The 1,768-nt window shown below is 53.9% G+C and carries 3 protein-coding genes and 1 pseudogene; 3 read left to right on the forward strand and 1 reads right to left on the reverse strand.

Annotated elements, in window-relative coordinates; all coding sequences use genetic code 11:
• The first annotated feature begins 75 nt into the window (after nt 1-75).
• Genes BX592_RS34265 through BX592_RS33580 form a run of 3 tightly spaced genes read left to right on the forward strand, consistent with a single transcriptional unit; the run spans nt 76 to nt 1,429 of the window.
• Nucleotides 76-723, forward strand: a complete 648-nt coding sequence (locus tag BX592_RS34265) for a hypothetical protein (protein ID WP_208328024.1) — start codon at nt 76-78, stop codon at nt 721-723.
• A gap of 2 nt (nt 724-725) precedes the next feature.
• Nucleotides 726-1,043 carry a DUF6984 family protein gene (locus BX592_RS33575; protein ID WP_134197627.1) on the forward strand — a complete coding sequence of 106 codons (318 nt, stop codon included), beginning with the start codon at nt 726-728 and terminating at the stop codon, nt 1,041-1,043.
• Nucleotides 995-1,429, forward strand: coding sequence for a hypothetical protein (locus BX592_RS33580; RefSeq protein WP_134197628.1), 435 nt, complete (start codon nt 995-997; stop codon nt 1,427-1,429). The genes BX592_RS33575 and BX592_RS33580 overlap by 49 nt, the downstream gene beginning before the upstream one ends.
• An 88-nt stretch (nt 1,430-1,517) precedes the next feature.
• Here the strand turns inward: BX592_RS33580 and BX592_RS33585 are convergent.
• Nucleotides 1,518-1,673: pseudogene (locus BX592_RS33585) on the reverse strand (integrase core domain-containing protein); the annotation flags it as partial.
• Nucleotides 1,674-1,768: the final 95 nt, after the last annotated feature.

Raw genomic sequence — 1,768 nt, forward strand, 5'->3', positions numbered from 1 at the left:
TGCGCATGGCATGGAATAACTGGGGTAAAAAGTAACCGTCTTTAGTTCCCAATGCAGCACAGGCAGCGATCCAGTGTGCTCAAATTAGCGCTTACGAACAATCAGGTCGGGTTTCCCGGGACGAAGAAGAATCCGCTGTCGGTTGATCTGGTGAAGACGTATTGTGCGACAGGCACGTGCACCGACGAGCAGGTGAAGCTGCTGGTTCAGGTGCAGAACCAGATGAACGAGGCGAGCGGCAACAACGCGATGATTGTGGCCGGTGGCATGACCGCGGCTGCGATGGTGGCGGCGGTGCCCGCGTTGGCGGGGCTGGCGCCGGAAGCGTTGGCGCTGGCGTTGGCGAATCCGGCTGCAGCGGTGAATGCTGGCATTATTACGGCGGAGACGGCGGCGGCGATTGCGACGAATTCGATTACGCCGGGGGTAATTGTTGAGGGAGCAGCGCCGAGGGCTGACGCGCTAGGCGATGCGATCCAGTTTGGTAGAGTTGAAAACCAAGTTAGTCATACCTTCCGCCATGTCGAGGCGGCAGGGTTTGACCGTCAAGTTGTACAAAATGCGATCCAAAAGGATTTACTACGGGTGACTGCTTCGCTTCCTCAAGGTCAGTATACCGGTTCAGTTATTGTGGACGGCGTCAAGCTCGACTATAGCGCGTTCAAGCTGCCCGACGGAACAATCAACGTGGGACGTATTACTCCACCACCAAGGAAAAATTGAATATGCGCCAACTACGACCTAATGAAATTGAGTTCATCAAAATAATGCTGAAAGGTACGCCTGATGAGAAACGTTTTACTGATGCCTTGAAAGACTGCCTCGTGGAAGAAATGGACGATGGTGGAATGGGCGGGTTGACATTCGTTGCGTCCGGAGCCAGTCGCTCGCTCGGTGTCTCTTTAGCTGAGAAAGAGTTTGTAGATCAAGACGGGGTAACAGCTATCGCTACCCTGAACCTGGATGCGGACGGTGACCTCTACGAACTTGATATATGGAAGGTCGACTTCTCTCCCTTGAAGAGCTTCCCGACAAGCATATAAGACAACCGAGTCAAGGTCGGATTGCTGTTTGCGGAGTAATTCAGTGTGGCGTGACGGCGAGCTTGTCTTGGTGCAGTTCGGGTGGATATGCAGCGCAAGCGGCCACTGACAACAACCATCTGACGCAGAAGCAGGCGCGTGCGCTGGCGAATGCAAAGTTCGATTTCTCGGACGATCCGGCCGCGTGTCGGCAGCAGGTGAAGCAGGAATTCGCGAAGCCGTGGGAGGCTAACGAAGCGGCGGTGAAAGTGCTTGCCAACGCGCAAGCGTGTGCGCTTAATTATATGCACAGAGAGCAGCAAGATTATATGCGGCGCGAGAAAATGAGCTTCAGGTCGAGGGCAAGTGAAATGAGCGACGCAATTGAACGTATTGATCCTAGCTAGGAAGCGCTATAAAGAAGCGGAGGGCTTTTTTTCACTTCGCGGTAGCATCGTAATGAAACTCTGACCTGCCTGAGTTCTTCGGACCGTTTTAAACTTGGAGAACGGCCTCGATTGGTTCAGTTGAACAATACCGCTGCTTGAACTCGTCGGGCGTCAGGTAGGCCAGGCTTGAATGCGGCCGGATGGCATTGTAGTGACGCCGCCACTGCTCGATCACAACCTTCGCTTCCGTGCGGGTTCGAAAGGACCTATCCGTGATTTCGTGGGCGAGGCATATCATGAGCGATAAAAATCATGGATATGCCAATGAAGAAGAAACGCACGGTGGCGTCTCAGGCA

Origin of the sequence: Paraburkholderia rhizosphaerae (assembly GCF_004366595.1) — a bacterium.
Taxonomy (GTDB): domain Bacteria; phylum Pseudomonadota; class Gammaproteobacteria; order Burkholderiales; family Burkholderiaceae; genus Paraburkholderia; species Paraburkholderia rhizosphaerae.

Excerpts from the sequence above, each read along its gene's own strand:
- BX592_RS33575 (WP_134197627.1), top strand. The coding sequence starts at position 726 with ATGCGCCAACTACGACCTAATGAAATTGAGTTCATCAAAATAATGCTG.
- BX592_RS33580 (WP_134197628.1), top strand. The coding sequence starts at position 995 with ATGGAAGGTCGACTTCTCTCCCTTGAAGAGCTTCCCGACAAGCATATA.